The sequence below is a fragment of the Kitasatospora sp. NPDC059648 genome, from assembly GCF_042734825.1.
Taxonomy (GTDB): Bacteria; Actinomycetota; Actinomycetes; order Streptomycetales; family Streptomycetaceae; genus Kitasatospora.
Map to the genome: position 1 here is coordinate 225,331 of NZ_JBHWDU010000001.1, position 18,646 is coordinate 243,976.

General features: G+C 74.0%; 17 protein-coding genes and 1 pseudogene. 8 read left to right on the forward strand and 10 right to left on the reverse strand.

The features are described from left to right. Positions 1-121 precede the first annotated feature (121 nt). Positions 122-826: a hypothetical protein gene (locus ACFV1W_RS01075; protein WP_380411666.1), complete on the reverse strand. Its 705-nt coding sequence runs from the start codon at positions 824-826 to the stop codon at positions 122-124. Between the two features lie 322 nt (positions 827-1,148). On the opposite strand from ACFV1W_RS01075, the gene ACFV1W_RS01080 reads away from it, so the two are divergent. Continuing rightward, positions 1,149-1,598, forward strand: a complete 450-nt coding sequence (locus ACFV1W_RS01080; protein ID WP_380411668.1) for a hypothetical protein — start codon at positions 1,149-1,151, stop codon at positions 1,596-1,598. Between the two features lie 103 nt (positions 1,599-1,701). Beyond that, positions 1,702-2,817: an alpha/beta hydrolase gene (locus ACFV1W_RS01085; protein ID WP_380411670.1), complete on the forward strand. Its 1,116-nt coding sequence runs from the start codon at positions 1,702-1,704 to the stop codon at positions 2,815-2,817. Positions 2,818-2,820: 3 nt separating this feature from the next. On the opposite strand, the gene ACFV1W_RS01090 is transcribed toward ACFV1W_RS01085, so the two are convergent. Continuing rightward, on the reverse strand, positions 2,821-3,537 hold the full coding sequence (locus tag ACFV1W_RS01090; protein WP_380411672.1) for a DsbA family oxidoreductase: 717 nt from the start codon (positions 3,535-3,537) through the stop codon (positions 2,821-2,823). Positions 3,538-3,661: 124 nt separating this feature from the next. After that, complete coding sequence (locus ACFV1W_RS01095; RefSeq protein WP_380411675.1) at positions 3,662-4,162, reverse strand: hypothetical protein; 501 nt, start codon at positions 4,160-4,162, stop codon at positions 3,662-3,664. Positions 4,163-4,345: 183 nt separating this feature from the next. Between ACFV1W_RS01095 and ACFV1W_RS01100 the strand changes: the two genes are divergently transcribed. Beyond that, complete coding sequence (locus ACFV1W_RS01100; RefSeq protein WP_380411676.1) at positions 4,346-6,370, forward strand: hypothetical protein; 2,025 nt, start codon at positions 4,346-4,348, stop codon at positions 6,368-6,370. On the opposite strand, the gene ACFV1W_RS01105 is transcribed toward ACFV1W_RS01100, so the two are convergent. Continuing rightward, positions 6,341-6,577, reverse strand: a complete 237-nt coding sequence (locus tag ACFV1W_RS01105; RefSeq protein ID WP_380411678.1) for a DUF6011 domain-containing protein — start codon at positions 6,575-6,577, stop codon at positions 6,341-6,343. The two genes, ACFV1W_RS01100 and ACFV1W_RS01105, sit on opposite strands and share 30 nt — an antisense overlap. Before the next feature lie 42 nt (positions 6,578-6,619). Here ACFV1W_RS01105 and ACFV1W_RS01110 point away from each other — a divergent pair, with 42 nt between their 5' ends. Next, a complete protein-coding gene (locus ACFV1W_RS01110; RefSeq protein ID WP_380411680.1) occupies positions 6,620-7,387 on the forward strand; it encodes a TetR/AcrR family transcriptional regulator C-terminal domain-containing protein in 768 nt (255 codons plus the stop codon). A gap of 35 nt (positions 7,388-7,422) precedes the next feature. Here ACFV1W_RS01110 and ACFV1W_RS01115 read toward each other — a convergent pair. Beyond that, positions 7,423-7,800 (reverse strand): annotated as a pseudogene (locus tag ACFV1W_RS01115) (winged helix-turn-helix transcriptional regulator); the annotation flags it as partial. A gap of 98 nt (positions 7,801-7,898) precedes the next feature. Here ACFV1W_RS01115 and ACFV1W_RS01120 point away from each other — a divergent pair. Then, positions 7,899-8,744: an SDR family oxidoreductase gene (locus tag ACFV1W_RS01120; protein ID WP_380411682.1), complete on the forward strand. Its 846-nt coding sequence runs from the start codon at positions 7,899-7,901 to the stop codon at positions 8,742-8,744. Between the two features lie 166 nt (positions 8,745-8,910). Further along, positions 8,911-9,900: an EamA family transporter RarD gene (rarD, locus tag ACFV1W_RS01125; protein WP_380411683.1), complete on the forward strand. Its 990-nt coding sequence runs from the start codon at positions 8,911-8,913 to the stop codon at positions 9,898-9,900. A gap of 23 nt (positions 9,901-9,923) precedes the next feature. Here the strand turns inward: rarD and ACFV1W_RS01130 are convergent, their stop codons facing one another. From ACFV1W_RS01130 to ACFV1W_RS01140, 3 genes are read right to left on the reverse strand one after another with little or no spacing between them, the layout of a single operon-like run. Next, on the reverse strand, positions 9,924-10,799 hold the full coding sequence (locus tag ACFV1W_RS01130) for an ABC transporter permease (protein ID WP_380411685.1): 876 nt from the start codon (positions 10,797-10,799) through the stop codon (positions 9,924-9,926). Then, complete coding sequence (locus ACFV1W_RS01135; RefSeq protein WP_380411686.1) at positions 10,786-11,859, reverse strand: ABC transporter ATP-binding protein; 1,074 nt, start codon at positions 11,857-11,859, stop codon at positions 10,786-10,788. The genes ACFV1W_RS01130 and ACFV1W_RS01135 overlap by 14 nt, the downstream gene beginning before the upstream one ends. Positions 11,860-11,862: 3 nt before the next feature. Further along, on the reverse strand, positions 11,863-13,131 hold the full coding sequence (locus tag ACFV1W_RS01140) for an outer membrane lipoprotein carrier protein LolA (protein ID WP_380411688.1): 1,269 nt from the start codon (positions 13,129-13,131) through the stop codon (positions 11,863-11,865). A 181-nt stretch (positions 13,132-13,312) separates the two neighbouring features. Between ACFV1W_RS01140 and ACFV1W_RS01145 the strand changes: the two genes are divergently transcribed. Together ACFV1W_RS01145 and ACFV1W_RS01150 are read left to right on the forward strand one after the other, a co-directional pair. Then, the gene (locus tag ACFV1W_RS01145; protein ID WP_380411691.1) at positions 13,313-15,901 is read left to right on the forward strand and encodes a bifunctional FO biosynthesis protein CofGH; all 2,589 of its coding nucleotides are present in this window, start codon (positions 13,313-13,315) and stop codon (positions 15,899-15,901) included. 169 nt (positions 15,902-16,070) lie between these two features. After that, complete coding sequence (locus ACFV1W_RS01150; RefSeq protein ID WP_380411884.1) at positions 16,071-17,186, forward strand: ADP-ribosylglycohydrolase family protein; 1,116 nt, start codon at positions 16,071-16,073, stop codon at positions 17,184-17,186. A gap of 204 nt (positions 17,187-17,390) precedes the next feature. Here ACFV1W_RS01150 and ACFV1W_RS01155 read toward each other — a convergent pair whose 3' ends face one another. Further along, on the reverse strand, positions 17,391-17,600 hold the full coding sequence (locus ACFV1W_RS01155; RefSeq protein WP_380411693.1) for a DUF397 domain-containing protein: 210 nt from the start codon (positions 17,598-17,600) through the stop codon (positions 17,391-17,393). Further along, positions 17,597-18,460: a helix-turn-helix domain-containing protein gene (locus tag ACFV1W_RS01160; protein WP_380411696.1), complete on the reverse strand. Its 864-nt coding sequence runs from the start codon at positions 18,458-18,460 to the stop codon at positions 17,597-17,599. Before ACFV1W_RS01160 ends, ACFV1W_RS01155 begins: the two co-directional genes overlap by 4 nt. Positions 18,461-18,646: the final 186 nt, after the last annotated feature.

An 18,646-nucleotide genomic window follows, 5' to 3' on the forward strand; every position in this document is an offset into this window, starting at 1 on the left:
GTGGGGGGGGGGGGGGGGTTTGTTTGTCGTGGGTGCCCGGGGGGGGGGGGGGGGGGGGGGGTGGGGGGGGGGGGGGGGGGGGGGGCGGCGCGCGCCCGCCCCCCCCCCGGGCCGTCCCGCGTCACTTCCAGTTGACGCCCTTGCCCAGGGTGTACGGCTCGCCCCAGTACTCGGCGCCGGCCACCTTGGTCGCCGTCGGCGCCAGGGCCAGCACGCAGGAGGTGATGGACTGGCCGTTGGTGAAGCCCTTCGGGAAGGACGGGTGCGGGCACTTGTCGAAGGTGCCGATGAGCATCACCTCGGAAGCCTCCGAGCCGTCCGGCAGCGTGCCCTTCACCTGGGTCAGGCTGGCGAAGGACAGGTCGGTGCTGCCGGTGTTGGTGACCTTGAACCGGACGTAGTACGGCACCATGCCGGTGACCTTGTCGCCCAGCTTGAGCGGGGCGAGGTCGGCCGGGTCGCCCTTGTCGATCGAGGTCACCGCGAGCGTGACGGTGCCCTTGGTGCTGCCCGAGGTGAACGGGACGGTGGCGGCGTCGCCGATCTTCAGCGTGGTCCCGGGCGCCGCGGTCGGGCCGGCCTGGGCCGGGGCCCCGCCGGTCGGCGCGGCCGCCGAGCCGGAGGCCGCCGGGGTGGTGGCCGCCGGAGTGGTGGCCGCGGCGGTCGGGGCGGCCGGTGCCTGGGTGGCCGGCGGGGTGGTGGCGCTGTCGGACGACGCCGCGTCGTCGTTGCAGGCGGTCATGGTGAGCGCGCCCACCACGGCCAAGCCGGCCAGGGCCACGGTGCGACTGTTGCGGATGGTCTTCACGTGACGTCCCCCGTCCATGCGGACCGCCGTGGCGGCGGTCCTCCTGAGGGACGTTCATAGCGCAGCGATCACCGTGGCCGCCACGACTTCGACCCGTCCTGACGGGTCCGTGACGAGTCCCTCGCGACTCCGTGACAAGGGATGCCGAGTCGTGATCGCACGTGCCCCAACCGTCCGCCACCTCGGCGGATCCCGTTGTGCGGTTCCGTGCGCCGTGCTTCCGGGATGCTTCGCGGATGTTCGATCAGAACCATGGCGCAGGGCGGTGGACAGCCGATGAACGCCCGTTCTGCGGGGCCTCCGGCCGGGCGGGGCGAAGGCCGTGTGGAACCCTCCCCTCATGGACGCGTTCACGCGGCGCATGGACGCCGCCTGGGAGTGGTGGAGCGCCGCCGTCGAGGACTCCCAGGAGGGCCGGTGGATCCGCACCGAGGCCGAGCGCCGGATCATCGACGACATCGCCGCCGCGACCGTCGGCTGCCCGCCCGCGCCCGGTGGACTCCCCTGGCGCGCGCGGCTCGCCCGCGTCGTCCGCTGGGCCGCCGTGCTGCGGCTCGCCGCGCAGGCGGGCGGCTGGGAGCTGCTCCCCGTCGCCGGGGCGGCCCCGCCCCGGCCCGCGGGCATGGCGGTCCTGCTCTCCGCCGTGTACGCGGTCGGAGAGCAGGGCGAGATCTGGCTCGACGCTCTCGGTGCCGAGGGCCCGCCGCCGCTCGCCCAGGCCGTCGAGGCGGAGGCCTTCCTCTTCGGGCCCGGCTCCGTCGAGGACCTCCGCCAGTTCTTCTACGACTGACGGTCCGCGTCAGCAGTGCGCGGTGCCCCGGACGGCCTGGTGGTTGTCCGTGCGGCGGGGGCGGAGCGCAACCGAACACCCGCTTCCGTCCGTATCAGCTGGTGTGAAGCTGACCGGCACGGCGTTCTTCGTCCTCTCCGTCCTCCTCGTCCCGCTCTCCGTGGGCCTCCTGATGTACCTGTGGAACCGGGTGCGCGGCCCGCGGGCCCTGCGCTTCGGCAGTCGCCTGCTGATGGTGGCCTTCGCCCAGGTCACGGCCGTCACGCTGGTGTTCGTGGTGGTCAACAACGACAACCAGCTGTACGGCAGTTGGGACGACCTGCTGGGCACCGGAAGCCACGTCCGCGCCGTGCCCGTCCCGCCGGCGGCGGATGCGACGGCGGCCGCGAACGCGCCCGACCGGCCCAAGGTGGCCCAGCAGTTCACCTCGGTGGACGACAAGGCCGTGCCGAAGGACGTGAGGACGACCGAGCTGAAGGGCCGGGTCTCCGGGGTGGACGGCGAGGTGCTGGTCTGGACGCCGCCGCAGTACGACGACCCGGCCTACAAGGACAGGAAGTTCCCGGTGGTCGAGCTGCTCGTGGGCTTCCCCGGCTCGTCCAGCGCCTGGTTCGGCAGCATGAACGTCTCCAGGCAGCTGGCGCCGCTGATGAAGTCCGGGCAGGTCGCGCCGTTCATCCTGGTCTCGCCCCGGGTCGTGCTGCTCGAAGGGCACGTCGACACGGGCTGCGCGGACGTGCCGGGCAGGGTCAACGCCGAGACCTGGCTGGCGCGGGACGTGCCGCAGATGGTGCTGGACAACTTCCGCGCCGAGCCGGGCCCCGAGCACTGGGCCGTGGCCGGCTACTCGGCGGGCGGGCACTGTGCCGCCCGGCTCGCACTGGGGCACCCGAACCGGTACCACGCCGGGGTGAGCCTGTCCGGGTACAACGACCCGACGGGCGAGTCGGACTCGCTCACCGCCAAGGACCCGCATCTGCGCGAGGTCTCCAACCCGGTGTACCTGCTCCAGCACGCCCAGACGCCGCCGGACGTCGCCCTGTACATGACGGGCAAGAAGGGCGACGGCTACGAGGACGCCCTGGCGCTGCAGAAGAACGCCAAGGCGCCCACCGCCGTCACCCCGGTGGAGGTCGACGGCCCGCACCTGACGTCCACCTGGGAGCCGCTCGTGCCGTCCGTGTTCACCTGGCTGACCCGGACCGTCGGAAAGGGCTGACCGTCACCGCGGGGGCAGCTCGCAGCCGTCCGGCCCGCAGGCCCGCGCGTCGTCCGGCGCGCCGACCGGGACCAGCGGCGAGGGCGCCCGGCCGGCCCAGGCCTGCTCCAGCGCCCGGGTGAAGGTGTCGGCGGGCTGGGCGCCGGAGACCCCGAGCCGCCGGTCCAGGACGAAGAACGGCACGCCCGTCGCCCCCAGGGCGCTCGCCGTCGCCTCGTCCTCGCGCACCGCCTCCGCGTACGCCTCCGGGTCGGCCAGCACGGCGGCCGCCGCCTCGCCGTCCAGCCCGGACTCGACGGCGAGCTCCAGCAGCCGCCCGGGGGCGAAGGCCGAGCGCTCCTCGGCGAAGTTGGCCCGGTACAGCGCGTCCAGCAGTTCGGCCTGCCGGCCGTGCGCCCCGGCGAAGTGCAGCAGCCGGTGCATGTCGAAGGAGTTCGCGGCGTCCCGCCCGCCGTCCAGGTACGGCAGGCCCTCGCCGCGGGCGTTCTCGGCGATCCGGGCCTCGGCCGCCTCGGCCTGCTCCAGGCTCATCCCGTACTTGGTGGCGAGCAGTGGGATCACCGGACGGGCCGCGCGCGGCGCGTGCGGGTCCAGTTCGAAGGAGCGGTGGACGACCTCCACCTCCGCGCGGTGCGGGAAGACGGCCAGGGCCTGTTCGAACCGGGCCTTGCCGATGTAGCACCACGGACAGTTGATGTCGCTCCAGATCTCCACGCGCACGGCGCTGCACTCCCTCCGGCCTCGCGCGGTCCTTCCGCGCCGACCCCTTCCGGAACGCCCGCTCCCACCTGAATATTTCTCGTTCTGAAATGTTCAGGTCCGGGGCCCGGGCCCGTGGGTGCCGCTACAGGCAGATCCAGCAGTACAGCCGCTCGCCCGCCGTACGCGCCCGGCGGGCGAGGGCGATCAGCCCCTCGGCCAGCGGCAGCAGCTGCGCCGGATCCGCACCGCCCCACTCCTCCGCCTCGGCCCACCGCGCCACGGCCGCCGGTATCCGGTCGTCGCGCGCCTCGGCGAGCGCGTCCCGGGCGGCGTCGTCGAGTTCGACCACCCAGGGGCCCGAGGCCCACGGGTCGTCCTCGTCCCAGGGGCCGTCCCGGCCGGGTGGCGCGGTGGTCGGCCAGACCGGCTTCTGCCCCACCAGATCGGCCCGCCACGGCTCCGCCCGGATCGCCGCGACGAACTGCCCCAGCAGGACGGCCGGATCGACGCCCTTGGCCATGACGCCGTCGAAGGCCCCGTCGGAGACCTCGCCGAACCCGGGCCGCGAGCCCTCGGTCAGCTCCAGCGCCCGCACGACGGCCGCCGCACCGGGCGCCCGGAAGTAGTCGGTCAGCACGCCCATCCCGGCGGCCACCCCCTCGTCTCGGTCCTGAGGACAGTGGACCAGACGCCGCTGACACCGCTCACCCGATCGGCTGACGCACGGAGCAGGAAGCCGGCCCGTCCGACTGTGATCATCCGCCTGTCGTACGCACCGGATACCCTCATCCGCGCACAAGCCGAGAGCGGACCCGGGGGACAGGGCATGGCGCACACCGACGACGAGGGCGACGAGCGGCTGGCGGCCGAGGGCGAGGTGGCCGTCGCCCGGCTGGCGATCGACTCGGGGGACCTCGCCCACGCCGCCGACCACCTCTCGGACGCGATCCTCGCCGATCCCCAGCTGCCCGAGCTGCACGAGGCACTGGCCGAGTTGTGCGCCGCCGCGGGCGGCCCCGCCGCGGCCCGCGAGCTGTTCCCGCTGGACGGCGAGGTCTACCTCGGCACCGTCGTCTGCCGCGCCCACGTGGAGGCCGCCGCCGGGGGCTGGGACACCGCCGTCGGCCTGCTCGCCTCGGCGATCCAGTACGAGCCGGCCCGCCCCTGGGCGCACACCGCCTGGCTCGGCCGGGAGGACCTGCCCGCCCTCGTCGACCCGGACGCCGTCGCCCAGGCGGTGGCCCGCGCCGCCGGCGCCCTGCCCGACCCGCTGTCCGCCGAACTGGCCGACTCGGTAAGGCCCTTCGAGCGATTCCTGCGGGCCGTGACGGACCGCCACCCCGATCACCCGCTGCTGCTCGCGATGGCCTCCGGCCTGACCCGCCGCTTCGGCGCCACCGCCCGCGCCGTCGAACTCGCCGAGCGGGCCCACCGCCTGGCCCCCGGCTACCTGCCCTCCGTGATGCTCGGCAACGCCCTGCGCGCCGACGGACGCCCCGAGGAGGCGCTCTCCGTCTGGGAGGCCGAACTCGCCAGGGTCGCGCCGGACGAGGGCAACTCCAGCGGCTACCTCGCCGTGGACGTCGCCGAGCTGTACGGCGCCCTCGGCCGCCCCGCCGAGGGCCTGCCCTGGCTGGAGCGCGTGCTCGCCACCGAACCCGACCACCCCAAGGCCGCCCCCGCCCTGCACGGGCTGCGCTTCGCCGTCGACGGGGAAGCCGCCCACCTGCTCGCCCTCGCCGACCACCACCGCGACCACCCCGACCACGAGTACGCCCAGGACCTGCTGGAGCGGCTCAGCCACCGCGAGCCCTGGCTCGGCATGGTCTCCGGCGCCACCGAGGCGACCGTCAACGTGCTGCACCAGGTGCTCGGTTCGGACGGCACCGACCGCGACACCGAGATCGACTGCACCGCCTCCGCCGTCGAGCCGCCCAGCTCGGTGCTGGCCCTCCACCTCGCGCTTCCGCGCTCCACGGTCTCCTACCGGTCCGTCGGCGAGCCCGATCCCCGGCTGCCGCTGACCGAACCCACCACCCGGATCTGGTCCTGGGACGGCACCGACCCGCGCCCGGCCGTCGCCGCGCCCGCCCCGTCCAGCGCCGAACTCGTCCGTGCCACCGCCGAGATCGTCTGGCCGACCGTCCCCGCCGCCTACGACCACGCCGTCCGGCTCGCCGGGCTGCCGCTGGACGAACTGCTCGGCGTGCTCGTCCACCCGCCGCTGCCCCGGGAGGACGAGCTCGGCCGCGCGCTGCTCGCCCACCAGCCCGAGCTGTGGGTGCGCGCCGTCCAGGCCTTCGCCTGCCTCGGCATCGCCCACCACCGCACCGACCAGCCCTGGGAGGGCTCCGAACGCCGACGGGTGCTGCGCGACTTGCTGCTCGGACCGGAGGACTGGGTGGTCGAGGCGGCCGGCTTCGCCCTGGTCGCCATCGGCTGGACACACCCGGCGGCCCGCGCCGACATCGCCGAACTGCTGCGACAGCGGCTGCACTACAGCGCCCGGGCGAGCCGCAGCCGGGTGGTGACGATCCTCCGCTCGTACTGTGCCCTGGTGCTCGCCGCGCCGTGGACCCGGCCGGACGACCGCGAGATCGCCCGGCACCTGCTGGACGAGGCGGACGCCCGGGACGCCGAAGACGCCCGGGACACCGAGGACGCCCAGGACGCCCAGGACGCCCAGAACACCGAGCAGGACGCGGAGCCGGAGCAGCCGGAGGGGACGGGCGACGAGCCCGACGCGACCGGACCGGCAGCGCCCGAACCCCCGCAGCGGCCCCGCCCCGGCCTGATCCGCCGCCTCTTCGGCCGCTCCTGGCTAGGGCGTGTCTCTCGGATCACGCCCTAGACACCCGGGCCCGGGCCACACCCCCGGCAGCGTCTCCTGCTCCACCTCGAACCGCGCGACCCGCTCCGCCGGATCGCGGCACTCCGGCCCCAGCCGCAGCATCCGCGACTCCGGGTCGTGCAGCGGCCGGTGGCAGCGCCGGCAGGTCACCCGGGAGCGGAGCGCCCGGGTGGTGTCCGTACCGGGCAGTGGCTCAGGGCTGGTCATGGGGAGACGGTAGCGGCAGTCGTCCGTGAAAGGATCCTGCCCATGGCCACGGACCGCAGCAGCGCAGGAGACCCGGCGCGCACCCTCGCCCTGCTCTGGGGGACGACCGCCGAGGAGAAGCCCGGTCGGCGCGGCCCCAAGCAGGCCCGCTCGACCGGTGAGATCGCCGCCGCCGCCATCGCCCTGGCCGACGCCGAGGGCGTGGAAGCCGTCACCATGCGCCGGGTCGCCCAGGAGCTCGGGCTGTCCCCGATGGCGCTCTACACCTACGTGCCCGGCAAGGCCGAGCTGCTCGACCTGATGCTGGACACCGTCTACGCGACCATGCCCCGCAGCGCCCCGGCCGACGACGGCTGGCGGGCCCGGGTCACCGCTGTCGCCGACGACAACCTGGCGCTGTTCCGCGCCCACCCGTGGGTCGCCGCCGTGTCCACCAGCCGCCCCCCGCTCGGCCCGGGCCTGATGGCCAAGTACGAGTACGAGCTGGGCGCGCTGGAGGGCACCGGCCTGCCCGACGTCGAGCTGGACGCCGCGCTGACCCACCTGCTGGGCTTCGTCCAGACCTGTGCCCGGATGGCCGCCGACGAGCGGGCCGCCCGGCAGGACAGCGCAATGACCGACGCCCAGTGGTGGCAGGCCAACGCCGACCTGCTGGCCCGGGTCTTCGACCCCGAGCGCTACCCGGTCGCCGCCCGGGTCGGCGCCGCCGCCGGCGAGGCGCACGGTGGCGCGTACAGCCCGGACCACGCCTACGCCTTCGGCCTGGCCCGCGTCCTGGACGGCCTGGCGGCCCTGGTCGGCAGGGGCTGACGGGCGTCGGGCTGACGGGCGTCGGGCTGACGGGCGTCGTACTCCTCGCGGGCCGCGACCACCGAGTCGACCCGCTGCTCGGACCAGTGCGCGAGCGCCGCGACCAGCTCCGCCGCCTCCCGGCCGAGCGGGGTGAGGCTGTAGTCGACCCTGGGCGGGATCACCGGGTGCGCCTCGCGCAGCACGAAGCCGTCCCGCTCCAGCGTCTGGAGGGTCTGCGCGAGCATCTTCTCGCTGACCCCCGACACCCGTCGACGCAGTTCGCTGAACCGGTGACCGCGCTCGCGCAGGGCGCCGAGGACGAGGACACCCCAACGGCTGGTGACGTGCTCCAGCACGCCCCGCGACGGGCACATCCGGTCGAAGACGTTCGCCGGGGGCAGCTCGCTCGTCCCCACTCCGCTTACCTTCATGCCAGTACCCTACTTCGAAGTGCGTACTTTCGAAAGGTTAGTGCCGTCCCTAAGGTGAGTTCCGAGGTCGGAGAGCCACCCACGAGAAGGAGCACCCCATGTACGTCGTCACCGGAGCCACCGGCCAGCTCGGCCGCCTCGTCGTCGAGGGCCTGCTGGCCGAGGTCCCCGCGAGCGAGGTGGCGGTCGCCGTCCGTTCCGCCGGGAAGGCGGCCGACCTGGCCGCACGCGGGGTCGACGTCCGGGTGGTCGACTACGGCGAGCCGCGGAGCCTGGTCGGCGCCTTCGCCGCTGGTGACCGGGTGCTGCTGATCTCGGGCAGCGAGGTCGGCCGCCGCATCCCGCAGCACCGGGCCGTGGTGGAGGCCGCCCGGACGGCCGGGGTCGCCCTGCTCGCCTACACGAGCATCCTCGGCGCGGCGACCTTCCGGCTGGCCGACGAGCACCGGGCGACCGAGGAGCTGATCCTCGCCTCCGGTCTGCCGTACGCCTTCCTGCGCAACGGCTGGTACACCGAGAACTACCTGGGCGACGCGGCCGGCACGGTGGCGCGCGGCGTGGTGCTCGGCAGCGCCGGGGACGGCCGGGTGGCCAGCGCCCCGCGCCGGGACTACGCCGACGCGGCGGTCGCCGTGCTGCTCGACGGGAGCGAGCGCAACCGGGTCTACGAGCTGAGCGGTGACGTCGCCTGGAGCCTGCCCGAGCTGGCGGCCGAGCTGGCGGAGGCCTCCGGCCGGCCGGTCGGGTACCGCGACGTCACCCCGGCCGAGCACCTGGACGTGCTGGTCGGCGCGGGCCTGCCGCAGGGCTTCGCCGAGGTGCTGGTCGACGTGGACGCGGGCATCGCGCGCGGCGAGCTGGCCGGCACCCCGGGCGACCTGGCCCGGCTGACCGGCCGCCCGACCGTCCCGCTGGCGGAGTCCGTCCGCGCGGCGCTTGCCTAGGGCGGGTCCGACGCGTCCTGGGGCGGCCACCCGACCTGCGAGAACGCCGGGCCCGTCCAGCATGCAAGCAATGTCATGACCAAAATCCGAAAACGGAGATGACAGCCGACCCTCCCGCCCGCTACCGTCGCCAGGACGACACGCGCGCGCGGGAGGGCACTCGGCCATGCCACAGACGACCCAGCAGGACAGCGGCCGAGGCCTCTGGTACGGCATGGCGGCCTACGGGATCTGGGGGCTCTTCCCCCTCTTCTGGCCGCTGCTGGAGCCCGGCGCCGCCGACGACATCCTGGCCAACCGGATGGTCTGGTCCCTGGTCGCGGTGGTGCTGATGCTGGTCGCCCAGCGGCACTGGGGCTGGATACGCCCGCTGCTGCGCCAGCCCCGCCGGGTCGCCATGCTGGCCGGCGCGGCCACGGTGATCTCCGTCAACTGGGGCGTCTACATCTGGGCCGTCAACAGCGGCCACGTGGTGGAGACCAGCCTCGGCTACTTCATCAACCCGCTGGTCACCATCGCCTTCGGCGTCCTGGTGCTCAAGGAGCGGCTGCGCGGCGCGCAGTGGACGGCCGTCGGCATCGGCGCCGCCGCCGTCGCGGTGCTGAGCGTCGCCTACGGGCAGCTGCCGTGGATCGCGCTCACCCTGGCGCTCTCCTTCGCCACCTACGGCCTGCTGAAGAAGCAGGTCGGGCTGAGCGGGCTGGAGAGCCTGGCCGCCGAGAGCGCCTTCATGTTCCCCTTCGCCCTCGGCTACCTGGTCTACCTGGAGGCCAGCGGGCGCGGCACCTTCGGGCACACGGTGGCCGGCTCGTACGGCTGGGGGCACTCCGGGCTGCTGATGCTCAGCGGGGTGATCACCGCGATCCCGCTGCTGTTCTTCGGCGCGGCCGCCGTCCGGGTGCCGCTGACGGTGATGGGCCTGCTGCAGTACCTGGCGCCGGTGTTCCAGTTCCTGATCGGCGTCGCGGTGTTCCACGAGTCGATGCCGCCGGCGCGCTGGGCCGGCTTCGCGCTGGTGTGGGCCGCGCTCGCGGTGCTCACCTGGGACGCGCTGCGCCAGGTGCGGGCCGACCGCGCCGGGCGGGCCGCGGCCGTGCCGCCGCCCGCCCCGACGGCCGAGGCCCCGGCGGCGGCCAAGGAAGCCGTCACCGGCTGACGCCGCTCACCGTTCGACGCCGCTCACGCGCTGATGTCGCGGCTGGTGAACCGGGCCCAGGCCGCCGAGCCGAACACCGCGACGTAGGCGGCCTGCAGCCCGAGGTCCTTCCACACGCCGTCCCAGTACATCGGCTCCCGCAGCAGGTCCGAGAAGCTCATCCAGTAGTGGGTGAACAGGAACGGCCGGACCGGGTCCAGCTGCGGGAAGGCGTCGAGGATCTGCACCGTGATCACCAGCCCGACGGTCGCGGCCATCGCCGCGATGCCGCTGCCGGTGAGGGTGGAGACGAACAGCCCGATCGCGACCAGCCCGGCCAGCGAGACCGCGACCACCCCGGCCACCAGCACCGCCCGCAGCAGGGCGTCGGTGAAGCCGATGGTGTCCCCGGAGATCAGCGTGACCTCGCCGAGCGGGAACAGGGTGGCGCCGGTGGCCAGGGCCGTCACCGCGACCGCCGCGGTGGCGGCCAGGCAGAACACCAGTCCGGCGGTGAACTTGGCGGCCAGCAGCCTGGTCCGCCCGGCCGGGGCGACCAGCAGGTAGCGCAGCGTCCCGGTGGCGGCCTCGCCCGCCACCGAGTCCCCGGCGACCACGCCGACCGTCATCGGCAGGAAGACCGGCAGCGCCACCGCCAGCGCGGTGAACACCAGGAACAGCCCGTTCTGTGTGGTCTGCGCGATGAAGCTCGGCGCCCCGCCGCCACCCCCGCGCGGACTGTCCGTGTTGAGCTTGACGATCACCCCGATCAGGATCGGCAGCGCCGCCAGGATGCCCAGCAGCACCTTGGTCCGCATCCGGCGGAAGGTCAGGTGCAGCTCGTTGCGGAACAGCGCCAGGAACCCGGAGGCGGTCTGCGGCCGACGGCCGATCACCAGCGCCGTCTCAGCCTGCGACATCGAAGCCCTCCCCGGTCAGCGCCACGAAGGCGTCCTCCAACGTGCCCCGCTCCAGCCCGAACCCGTGCACCCGGACCCCGGCCTCGACCAGCGCCGCGCACAGCTTGGGCAGCACCTCGTCACCGCTCGCGCCCAGCTCGCCGTCCACCCGGCCCTCGCCCGGTACCAGCGCGCCCACCTGGTGGGCCGCCAGCACCTCGGTGGCCTGCGCCACGTCGGGGGTGCGGACCACCAGTCGGCCCTGCGCCCGGGCGGCCAGCTCGGCGACGGTGCCCTGCACCACCAGCCGGCCCCGGGACATCACCGCCGCGTGGGTGCAGACCTGCTCGATCTCGTCCAGCAGGTGCGAGGAGAGGAACACCGTGGTCCCCTCCGCCGCGACCTCCCGGACCAGCGCCCGGATCTCCCGCATGCCCTGCGGGTCCAGGCCGTTGGTCGGCTCGTCCAGCACCAGCAGCTCGCGCGGCTGCAGCAACGCGGCGGCCAGGCCCAGGCGCTGCTTCATGCCCAGCGAGTAGGCGCGGGCCTTCTTGCCCGCGGCGGCGCTCAGCCCGACCCGCTCCAGCGCGGTCTCGACCCGCTGCCGCCGGGTGCGGGGGTCGGCGGTCGGGTCGGCGGCGTCGAAGCGGACCAGGTTGTCCCGGCCGGACAGGAAGCCGTACAGCGCCGGGCCCTCGATCAGCGCGCCCACCCGGGGCAGCACGGTGGCGACGGACTGCGGCATGGACTCGCCGAGCACCGTGGCCACGCCGGAGGTGGGGGCGATCAGACCCATCAGCATCCGGATGGTGGTGGTCTTGCCGGAGCCGTTGGGGCCGAGGAAGCCGAAGACGGAGCCGCGCGGCACGGTCAGGTCCAGCCCGTCGACGGCGAGCTGGCCGCCGCGGAAGCGCTTGGTCAGGCCTCGGGTCCTGATCACGTCGTCGGCACGGGAGGAGCTGGACGGGCTGGGGGAGTGGGGGGAGCTGGGGGAGGTGGGAGGAACGGGGGCCGGGCGCGACGCGGCGCCCGGGCCCCCGGCCGGCTCCGTAACGTCCCCCGTTACGGGAGTCCCGGTCATCCGTCAGTTCACCCCGGCGGCGTGCTGGAGGACCGGCAGGGTCACCGCGCCGGCGAAGACCCGGCCGTCGTCCGTGAGCAGGACGTTGACGACCTTGGTGCTGATCAGGGTCCCGCCGCCGACCGGCTTGCCGAGCGACTTCACCAGCGCCTGCGGGTTCATCGGCCGGCCGTGCTGCTTGCCCTGCTTGCCGTCGCCGTGCGTGCCGCCGCCCTGCGGGCCCTCGGCGGGCGCCTCGACGCTGCTGGGCAACCGGGTGGAGACCACGGCCGTCCAGCCCTCGCCGATCACGTTCACGCCGTCGTGGTCCTTGCCCTGCGGGCCCCGTTCGCCCTGCTCACCCTTGGCGCCCTTGGCCGCCGCCTCGTCCGCCTTCCTCTCCGTCACCTTGGCTCCCTTGGGCGCGGTGAAGTCGAAGGTCCTGGCGGCCGGCTCGGCGAAGGACACGTCGGTGAAGTGGACGTCCAGCACGGTGGAGCCGTCGGTGGACTTCACCACCACCGCGAGCGGCACCCCGTTGTCCGCGGCCACCGAGATCCGCACCTCGGAGACGGTCGAGCCGGACTGGGTCGGCTTGACGCTCAGCTGGTACGCCTTCTGCCCGGCGACGTTGGCCGTCCCGGCCACGGTGACGGAGGTGGTGCCGGCGCTGCCGGCCAGGAACTGCCGGGCGGCCTCCTGCGGGGTGGTCGGCACCCCGGTCAGCGGTGCCTTCGGCGCCTTGGCCCCGGCGTGCTCGGCCGGACGCCCGGTCACGTGCAGGGCGGTGTTGGTGGAGCTGTCCCAGGCCCAGCTCTGGTCGCCGTTGCGGACCAGGGTGTAGCCCGCCATGTTCTCCATCAGGTCCACCCGCTGGCGGTCCGGACCGTCCACCGCGACCCGCAGGGTCTGGTCGCCGCCGAGCAGACCGAGCAGCTTGGCCTGCGGGTCCGCCGAGGCCCCGCCCTGGTCGCCGCCGTGCCCGGCGGCCGCACCGAGCCCGCCGGCCGCGGCGCCCAGCAGCTGGCTGGGCACCCCGAGGTCGGTGGAGACGGAGACCGTCCCGGACAGGGCCTGGGTGTCGGAGCCGAGCACCTTGGCCACCACCTGCTCGGCCGAGAGCTGCGGCAGCTCGGGCGGCGAGTCGGCGGCCAGCGCCGGCACCAGCCCCACCCCGGCGGCGATCACCGCCGCCACCGCCAGCGGCACCCCGGCCCGCACCAGGGTGCGCCGCCGTGAGCGGTACGGTTCCCCGCCGTCCAACTGGTCGTCCACCGGCGTCTCATTGGTCATGGCGTACTCAACTCCTTCGTGGAAGCCTGCGCTTGGCACTGCCCCTCCATTAGAGGCCGGTGCCGCCGCCACGTCATCGCCCTGCAGGGGCACTCCGAGGTGAACCTGATGGGTACACCGACCCTGAGACGGCCTCAGGGTTGTGTCCTACCGACGTACCACCCTGGCGTAGGGTCGCGCCATGGACGGAACCGCCACGGACGCAAGCAACCCCCCGACCGCTAACGCGATGCGGCGCGCCCTGCGCCGCGCCCGGGACGGCGTCGCCCTCGACCTGACCGAGGCCGCCGTGCTGCTCCAGGCCAGAGGCGATGACCTGCGCGACCTGTGCGCCAGTGCCGCCCGGGTCCGCGACGCCGGCCTGGAGGCGGCCGGCCGCCCCGGCGTCATCACCTACTCCAAGAGCGTCTTCATCCCGCTCACCCGGCTCTGCCGCGACAAGTGCCACTACTGCACCTTCGCCACCGTCCCCGGCAAGCTGCGCCGGGCCGGCCACGGGATGTTCATGTCCCCGGACGAGGTGCTGGAGGTTGCCCGGCGCGGGGCCGAACTCGGCTGCAAGGAAGCCCTGATCACGCTCGGGGACAAGCCCGAGGACCGCTGGCCCGAGGCCCGCGAGTGGCTGGACGCGCACGGCTACGACGACACCATCGCCTACGTCCGGGCGATGTCCGTCCGCATCCTGGAGGAGACCGGCCTGCTCCCGCACCTCAACCCCGGGGTGCTGAGCTGGACGGACTTCCAGCGGCTCAAGCCGGTCTCCGCCTCGATGGGCATGATGCTGGAGACCACCGCCACCCGGCTGTGGAGCGAGCCCGGCGGCCCCCACCACGGCTCCCCGGACAAGGAACCGGCCGTCCGGCTGCGGGTCCTGGAGGACGCGGGCCGCAGCTCCGTCCCCTTCACCAGCGGTCTGCTGATCGGCATCGGCGAGACGCACCGGGAGCGCGCCGAGTCGCTGTTCGCGCTGCGAAGGGTGTCCCGGGCCTACCACGGCATCCAGGAGCTGATCCTGCAGAACTTCCGCGCCAAGCCGGACACGGCGATGCGCGGCATGCCCGACGCCGAACTCGACGAGTTGGTCGCCACGGTGGCGGTCGCCCGGCACCTGCTGGGCCCCGGCGCCTGCCTCCAGGCGCCGCCGAACCTGGTGGACGGCGAGTACGAGCGGCTGATCGCGGCCGGCATCGACGACTGGGGCGGCGTCTCCCCGCTCACCCCGGACCACGTCAACCCCGAGCGCCCCTGGCCGCAGATCGACCGCCTGGCCGAACGTTCCGCCGCGGCCGGCTTCGTGCTGCGCGAGCGTCTGGCGGTCTACCCCGAGTACGTGCTGCGCGGCGAACCCTGGCTGGACCCGCGGGTGCTGCCGCACGTCCGCGCCCTGGCCGATCCGGCCACCGGCCTGGCGAACCCGGACGCCGCGGTCCAGGGCCTCCCCTGGCAGGAGCCCGAGGACCTGCCGGAGTCGTACGGCCGGACCGACCTGCACACCGCCGTCGACACCGAGGGCCGCACCGGCGACCGCCGGGCCGACTTCGAGGACGTGTACGGCGACTGGGAGGTGCTGCGCGAGCAGGTGCTGGCGAAGGGCGCGCCCGAACGCCTCGCCGGGGACCTGCGCGAGGCCCTGGCAGCGGCCGCCGACGACCCGACCCGGCTCACCGACGACCACGCGCTGGCGCTGTTCCACGCGGACGGCCCGGCCCTGGACGCCCTGTGCCGGATCGCCGACGACGTCCGCCGGGACGCGGTCGGCGACGACGTCACCTACTGCGTCACCCGGAACATCAACTTCACCAACGTCTGCTACACCGGCTGCCGCTTCTGCGCCTTCGCCCAGCGCCGCACCGACGCCGACGCCTACACCCTCTCCCTGGAGCAGGTCGCCGAACGGGCCGCCCAGGCCTGGGAGGTGGGCGCCACCGAGGTGTGCATGCAGGGCGGCATCCACCCGGACCTGCCCGGCACCGCCTACTTCGACATCGCCCGAGCGGTGAAGGAGCGCGTCCCCGGCATCCACGTGCACGCCTTCTCCCCGATGGAGGTGGTCAACGGCGCGACCAGGACCGGCCTGTCGATCCGCGACTGGCTGCAGCGGGCCAAGGAGTCCGGCCTGGACACCATCCCGGGCACCGCCGCCGAGATCCTCGACGACGAGGTCCGCTGGGTGCTCACCAAGGGCAAGCTGCCGGCCGCGACCTGGGTCGAGGTGGTCACCACCGCGCACGAGCTGGGCATCCGCTCCTCCTCCACCATGATGTACGGGCACGTGGACACCCCCGCGCACTGGCTCGGCCACCTGCGGCTGCTCGCGCAGATCCAGCAACACACCGGCGGGTTCACGGAGTTCGTCACCCTCCCGTTCGTCCACACCAACGCCCCGGTCTACCTGGCCGGCATCGCCCGCCCCGGCCCGACCGCCCGGGACAACCGCGCGGTGGTCGCGATGGCCCGGCTGCTGCTGCACCCGCACATCCCCAACATCCAGACCAGCTGGGTCAAGCTCGGCGCGGAGGGCGCGGCCGAGATGCTCCGCTCGGGCGCCAACGACCTGGGCGGCACGCTGATGGAGGAGACCATCTCGCGGATGGCCGGCTCGGCGTACGGCAGCTACAAGTCGGTGCGCGACCTCCAGGCGATCGCCGAGGCCGCGGGCCGTCCGCACCGCCAGCGCACCACCCTGTACGGCGAGGTCCCGGCCGAGCGCCGGGCGGCGGCACTGGCCTCGGACGGGCACCTGCCGGAGCTGCTGCCCGTCCTGGACTGAGGCCGGCCGCGGGGCCCCGGCCGCCCGAGCGGGAGCGGCCGGGGCGGGGAACCGAAGTACGAGGGACGCCGTCGTCTCGCTCGCGCCTTCGAATACAGTGCCAGGGCGCGCGCCACGGCCGTGCGTCGCGCGGACCGGCCCCCACCCCGACGAAAGGCGCCCCGTCGTGATGCCACTGTGGTCACGAGCCCAGCAGCAGGACTTCCGCAGCCGGGTGCGCGGCTGCCTGCTCGGCGGTGCCATCGGTGACGCGCTCGGCGCCGGCGTCGAGTTCGAGCCGCTGGAGGGGATCCGGGCCCAGTACGGCCCGCAGGGCGTCACCGGCTACGTCCCCGCGTACGGGCGCACCGGCGCCGTCACCGACGACACCCAGCTCAGCCTGTTCACGGTGGACGGCCTGATCCGCGCCCACATCCGGCGCGACACCGGCAGCTGGCACCCGCCCACCGACCTGCACCTGGCCTACCTGCGCTGGGCCGCCACCCAGCGCGACTGGGGCCCGGACGAGCGCCGCCCCGACCTCGGCTGGCTCGGCCGAGAGGAGTGGTTGTACGCCCAGCGCGCCCCCGGCCAGGGGTGCCTGACCGGCCTCAGCGGGCCGGACGGTGAGCGGCTCGGCACCCTGGAACGGCCCAAGAACCCGCACTCCAAGGCCTGCGGCACGGTGGTGCGGGCGGCGCCGTTCGGGCTTCTCACCACCTGGGAGCCGGGCCTGGTGTTCCAGCTCGCGGTGGAGTGCTCGGTGCTCACCCACGGCCACCCCACCGGCTACCTCGCGGCGGGCGCGCTCGCGGTGATCGTCCAGTCCGTGGCCCGCGGCGGGACCCTGGAGGAGGGCGTCCACCTGGCGCTGGCCCTGCTCTCGGAGCGGCAGGCGCACGAGGAGACCACGGCCGCGCTGCGGGCCGCGCTGGACGCGGTGCGGGCCGGCGAACCGTCCGCCGAGCGGGTCGAGGCGCTGGGGGAGGGCTGGGTCGCGGAGGAGGCGCTGGCCATCGCGGTCTACTGCGCGCTGGTCGCCCACGACGTGCGCTCGGGGCTGCTGCTGGCCGTCAACCACTCCGGGGACAGCGACTCCACCGGCGCGATCTGCGGCAACCTGCTCGGGGTGCTGCACGGCGACACCGCGCTGCCGCCGGGCCTGGTCGCGGGGGTGGAGGGGCGCGGGGCGATCCTCGAACTCGCCGACGACTTCGCGCTGGAGCTGATGCACGGCACCGAACTGCACGACCGGCAGACCCCGGAGGGGGCCGACTGGGCCGCCCGCTACCCGGTGGCGCACTGAGCGGCGGTGCCGTGAGGACGGCGGCGCCGGTGAAGGGGAGCCCCCGACACGACAGTTGCCCGTAGCGCCGACCGCCGCTCGGGGCGACGGACACCGCTGCGGGCAACTGGCCGAGCACGGATCCGGTTCGGCCCCCGGACCTCGGGCCCAGGGCCTCGGACCCCGGACCTCGGGCCCAGGGCCTCGGACCCCGGACCTCGGGCCTCAGACCTCGCCGAAGGCCCCGGCCGCCGCCGCCGACGCGAACGCGTTCCAGGCCTCGGTGGAGAAGCGCAGTTGCGGCCCGTCCGGATCCTTGGAGTCCCGGACCGCCACCGCTCCCGCGGCCGGTCCGGCGATCTCCACGCAGGCGCCCTGGCCTCCGCTGTGACTGCTCTTGCGCCAACCGGGTCCGTACTCGGCGGGGGTGATCATTCGTGGTATCCCTTTTCGATGTCGGCTATCAGCGACCGGCTCTCCGCGACACCGAGCGCGGCCGCTCTCAGGTAGTCGTAGAGACCGGTATAGCGGCGCACATCGGCCTCCTTCTCCAGGTAGAGATCGCTCGTCACACCTTCGAAGTAGACAACCGTGGAATCGGCTGACTCCGGGAACTCCAGCAGGGAGAATGTCCCGGTCATGCCGGGGTGGGCGCCGTGCGAGAACGGGATCACCTGGATGGTGATGTTCGGACGCAGGCTCAGCTCCAGCATCTGCCGCAGCTGCCGGGCCATGATCTCGCGGCTGCCCACCTCGCGGCGCAGCGCCGCCTCGTCTATGACGGTCCACAGGCTGCCGAGCTGGTTGTCGCCGTGGACCCGCTCCTGGCGCTTCATCCGCACCTGCACCCGGCGCTGCACCGCGTTGGCGTCGGTGTCCGGCTGGGTGCCCTCGACCACCGCCTGGGCGTACTGCTCGGTCTGCAGCAGGCCGGGGATGAACGAGGACTCGTAGGCGCGGATCGAGGAGGCCTCCGCCTCCAGGCCGATGTAGACGCTGTACGGCGTCGGCATGTCGTTGAAGTCGTGCCACCAGCCGCGCTGGCGGGACTCCTTGGCCATCTCCATCAGGCTGCTGCGCATCTGCTCGTCGGCCACGTTGTACACGTCGCAGAGGTCGCGCACGTCGCGCTGACTGATGCTGCGGCGGCCGTTCTCCAGTCGGCTGATCTTCGACTGGGAGACCATCAGACGGCCTGCCACCTCCTCCGCCGTCATCCCGAGGCCCTCGCGGAGCTTGCGCAGCTCCGAGCCGAGCCGCCGGCGGCGCACGGTGGGATTGATGTTCGCGGACACGTCGACCTCCGGCCGAACCTCTGGTGATCGTTGGAACGGCAGCCCTCGGAACACTTCGGACATTGGGACCAACCCCCCTGACTCGGAGCAGCATGTCACCTTGGGCCAGCTCGGCGCCGGGGAATCACAGCAGCGCAGTAGAACAGATCAGCGGAAAAGCGCGTCCGTGAGACAGCGGAAGCTCCC

Coding starts and splice junctions, on each gene's coding strand:
- ACFV1W_RS01140 (WP_380411688.1), bottom strand. CDS start 13,131: ATGACCAATGAGACGCCGGTGGACGACCAGTTGGACGGCGGGGAACCG.
- ACFV1W_RS01150 (WP_380411884.1), top strand. CDS start 16,071: ATGCCACTGTGGTCACGAGCCCAGCAGCAGGACTTCCGCAGCCGGGTG.
- ACFV1W_RS01095 (WP_380411675.1), bottom strand. CDS start 4,162: ATGGGCGTGCTGACCGACTACTTCCGGGCGCCCGGTGCGGCGGCCGTC.
- ACFV1W_RS01130 (WP_380411685.1), bottom strand. CDS start 10,799: ATGTCGCAGGCTGAGACGGCGCTGGTGATCGGCCGTCGGCCGCAGACC.
- rarD (WP_380411683.1), top strand. CDS start 8,911: ATGCCACAGACGACCCAGCAGGACAGCGGCCGAGGCCTCTGGTACGGC.
- ACFV1W_RS01155 (WP_380411693.1), bottom strand. CDS start 17,600: ATGATCACCCCCGCCGAGTACGGACCCGGTTGGCGCAAGAGCAGTCAC.
- ACFV1W_RS01135 (WP_380411686.1), bottom strand. CDS start 11,859: ATGACCGGGACTCCCGTAACGGGGGACGTTACGGAGCCGGCCGGGGGC.
- ACFV1W_RS01145 (WP_380411691.1), top strand. CDS start 13,313: ATGGACGGAACCGCCACGGACGCAAGCAACCCCCCGACCGCTAACGCG.
- ACFV1W_RS01120 (WP_380411682.1), top strand. CDS start 7,899: ATGTACGTCGTCACCGGAGCCACCGGCCAGCTCGGCCGCCTCGTCGTC.
- ACFV1W_RS01080 (WP_380411668.1), top strand. CDS start 1,149: ATGGACGCGTTCACGCGGCGCATGGACGCCGCCTGGGAGTGGTGGAGC.
- ACFV1W_RS01100 (WP_380411676.1), top strand. CDS start 4,346: ATGGCGCACACCGACGACGAGGGCGACGAGCGGCTGGCGGCCGAGGGC.
- ACFV1W_RS01105 (WP_380411678.1), bottom strand. CDS start 6,577: ATGACCAGCCCTGAGCCACTGCCCGGTACGGACACCACCCGGGCGCTC.
- ACFV1W_RS01110 (WP_380411680.1), top strand. CDS start 6,620: ATGGCCACGGACCGCAGCAGCGCAGGAGACCCGGCGCGCACCCTCGCC.
- ACFV1W_RS01075 (WP_380411666.1), bottom strand. CDS start 826: ATGGACGGGGGACGTCACGTGAAGACCATCCGCAACAGTCGCACCGTG.